At 64.0% G+C, this 2,707-nt stretch carries 8 protein-coding genes; all 8 read left to right on the forward strand.

From position 1 onward, the window contains the following. Positions 1-294, forward strand: a 294-nt coding sequence (locus tag ACFDTG_RS13230; protein ID WP_375291506.1) for a hypothetical protein, incomplete at its 5' end; no start/stop codon positions are given. 26 nt (positions 295-320) lie between these two features. Beyond that, positions 321-467 (forward strand): hypothetical protein, encoded by a 147-nt coding sequence (locus ACFDTG_RS13235; protein WP_375291507.1) that lies wholly within the window; start codon positions 321-323, stop codon positions 465-467. Then, positions 464-961, forward strand: coding sequence for a hypothetical protein (locus ACFDTG_RS13240; protein ID WP_375248335.1), 498 nt, complete (start codon positions 464-466; stop codon positions 959-961). The genes ACFDTG_RS13235 and ACFDTG_RS13240 overlap by 4 nt, the downstream gene beginning before the upstream one ends. Continuing rightward, on the forward strand, positions 958-1,101 hold the full coding sequence (locus ACFDTG_RS13245; protein WP_375248334.1) for a hypothetical protein: 144 nt from the start codon (positions 958-960) through the stop codon (positions 1,099-1,101). The genes ACFDTG_RS13240 and ACFDTG_RS13245 overlap by 4 nt, the downstream gene beginning before the upstream one ends. Beyond that, positions 1,091-1,657 carry a hypothetical protein gene (locus ACFDTG_RS13250; RefSeq protein ID WP_375248333.1) on the forward strand — a complete coding sequence of 189 codons (567 nt, stop codon included), beginning with the start codon at positions 1,091-1,093 and terminating at the stop codon, positions 1,655-1,657. The genes ACFDTG_RS13245 and ACFDTG_RS13250 overlap by 11 nt, the downstream gene beginning before the upstream one ends. Then, positions 1,650-1,892, forward strand: a complete 243-nt coding sequence (locus tag ACFDTG_RS13255; protein ID WP_375248332.1) for a hypothetical protein — start codon at positions 1,650-1,652, stop codon at positions 1,890-1,892. The genes ACFDTG_RS13250 and ACFDTG_RS13255 overlap by 8 nt, the downstream gene beginning before the upstream one ends. Further along, positions 1,882-2,301 carry a hypothetical protein gene (locus tag ACFDTG_RS13260; protein ID WP_375248331.1) on the forward strand — a complete coding sequence of 140 codons (420 nt, stop codon included), beginning with the start codon at positions 1,882-1,884 and terminating at the stop codon, positions 2,299-2,301. The genes ACFDTG_RS13255 and ACFDTG_RS13260 overlap by 11 nt, the downstream gene beginning before the upstream one ends. Beyond that, a complete protein-coding gene (locus ACFDTG_RS13265) occupies positions 2,291-2,686 on the forward strand; it encodes a hypothetical protein (protein WP_375248330.1) in 396 nt (131 codons plus the stop codon). The genes ACFDTG_RS13260 and ACFDTG_RS13265 overlap by 11 nt, the downstream gene beginning before the upstream one ends. The last annotated feature ends 21 nt before the right edge of the window (positions 2,687-2,707 follow it).

Consider the following 2,707-nt stretch of genomic DNA (forward strand, 5'->3'; position numbering starts at 1 on the left):
GGTGCGAGGGCGCAGGATGGGGTCGATCATTTGCCTGACGCCGGGAAGATGATGCCGACGCCGACTATCCCGGCGGGCATGGTGGCTGTGCCTCGGGTGGCGACGCCAGAAATGCGTGCAGCGGGTGCCGAATACGCATGGCAGTCCGAAAATGATGTCGCGGAATGCTACCGTATCATGATCGCCGCCGCACCCAAGCAAGCAGAACAGCAGGGGGCGGGAAAGTGGGAGGGGCCGCCATACGAATACGGCATCACATGGGGACCTGACGGCGGTCAGGACGGTGCAGCATGAGGTGCGGGGCTTACGAGCGCGCATCCATGCGCAATCTCCTAGAAGATAAATGCCGTGCTCTCGCGCTGGACGCCGAACACCTTGCCGAATTGCGTGAAGCAGCGGGGCTGATAGCTAAACCCGCCGCCCTGAACGCCCCCACAGGTGCGGTCGAGAAGGAGTGCGGGGCATGAGCGGCAACCCGATCCGAGTGGCTACGGCTGCGATCAGCAGGCGCATCTTTGCCGGTCGGCCGACGAAAGATGGCCTCGGTTTCAAGGAGCCGCGCTACGACGTGACGAGCGATGTGTATCGCGCGATCCGAGATTCCATCGGTGTCGGCCATGAAATCGAAGTCGGGTTGCCGGGGGCAGCGGCTGAGTTTCGCATTGCGGTCCTGCCACCGTCCACCACCCCCTCGCAGGGGCTGGACGCGGCTACGGTCGAGCGGTGCGCGATCCGGGATTATCTTACGGCGTGCGCGGCTGCGGCTGACACGCAAGCGGAGCGGTTTGCAGGACATGACGCCAGCATTGTCGCAGCATGTCGCGCCGAAGCAAAAGCCTATCGCAACGCGGCGCGCATGATTGAGGCGCAGGATCACGCATCCCGTCGCGAGCAGATCACCGCCGCCCTCGCCACCGATCCGCACCAGCACGGCGCGGGCAACGGGGAGACGGCATCGTGATCTGGATCATCATCTGCATGACGTTGGTCATGCTGCCCCCGCGCTTCGACCCCGCGATCCGCATCAAAGAACGGCAGATCAAGCAGGGCTGGCATCCAGAATGCATCCGTGCGGGCAACGGGGAGAAGCATGGTGGATAAGCTGCAATCTCGCGAGCAGATGCTTGCGGGGCTCGGCACCCGCGCGACTGGCGAACCGGTGGAAAGGCCTGCGTGGCAGGAAGCCTTAGACGCGCAGGAGGCTGAGTGTCGCCAGTTGCGTGCCGCTCTTATTGCGATAGGGCGCATGATCCACGGCGTGCGGTTGGCGGATGACGTGTCATCCGGCTTCCTAGCCGCGCTGCCTGATGAGATGGCGCACTATCACCTGTCCACCCCCACAGAAGAGGCGCGGGAGCGGATCAAGGTTCTCGAAGAGGCGCGACCGTTCAGCGAATGGCACGAGGATCTCGGTGACGTGCTGTGGTGGAAGCTGCCACTCGCCGGAGCGCCGTATTGCGGATCGCCGCTTGATCTGGGGCGCGGCATGAAGGTGACGGTGCAGATCGGCTTCGAGGAACACGAGATGCCGATCGCCCACACTGGTGGCTGGCCGTTTACCGAGGAAGATGAGCCCGACCTGTGGTGGACGCCGCTGCCCTCGCCGACGTTCTCCCACACCGCCCTCGGCAACAAGGAGACGGATCGTCATGGGTGAGAGCATCGCGGAGGTGGCGGCGATCCCCGGCGTCCTCACCAAGTCCCAGCATTCCGCGTGGATCTGGACCGTCCTTGCCGTTGCTGCGACCGGCCCTCAACGCAACGCCTTCCTACAGGGCTACAACCGTCAAGCCATCCCGCCGCACGCATCTGCTCGGATGCGCGAATACTACGCCAGGGGCATCGCGGTTTCGGTTCACCTTATCTCGCAAGGAGCAGACTATGACCGCTGAGACGTTCGCAACGCTCTGGTATTATGCCGGGAGCGAGGATGCAGAAAGCTGGTACGGACGCAAGGCCACTCGTGAAGAAGCTATCGAAGCCGGTGCAGCCGAGTATCCGGACGAGCCGTTCTGGGTTTCCGCCGGCACGCCAATGAAGCACGACCTGCACGTGTTTGAAGACGATCTCGATAGCGTCATCTCCACGTTTCAGAACCGCAACGAGGAACTGTTCGGCGAGGATGGGCAGGGCGATCCAGAAACGGAATGGACGGATACTCAGTGCCGCGATCTTGCTGCCCGGCTCAACGCCACGTTCGCAGAGTGGGCGCGCGAGAACCGTTTCGACCGGGCCTACATGCTGGACCTGAAGCATGGCGAGCGCATCGAACCGGCCAAGGCCACCGACCATGACCGCTGACGCTGGGGAGATCGTGCGCTTGGCTGAGCTTTGCGAAGCCGGGCAGGTGCCGAGCCGTGACCTCGATGCGCTGATCGCGCCGTTGCAGGGCTTGCAGGTCGTTGATGAGGGGCACCCGCTCGGACGGGTATGCTACGATCAGAACAGGCAGAGCATCATGCTGCCCCGCTACACCGCCTCTATCGACGCCGCCATGACGCTGGTGCCGGAGGGAATGTGGGCGGAGGGGGCGCTAGGATCGCATGCCGACCAGTGGTCGTCGCTGGAGATACATGCCCCCTGCACCTACGACCCGATCGGGCAAGCAACGGCGGCCACTCCCGCGCTTGCTCTCACCGCCGCCGCTCTCCGCGCCCGCGCTCAACACGATCATGAGGTGGGGTGATGGCTGGACCCTACGCACGCA

The organism is Qipengyuania sp. (assembly GCF_042095715.1).
Classification (GTDB): Bacteria; Pseudomonadota; Alphaproteobacteria; order Sphingomonadales; family Sphingomonadaceae; genus Qipengyuania.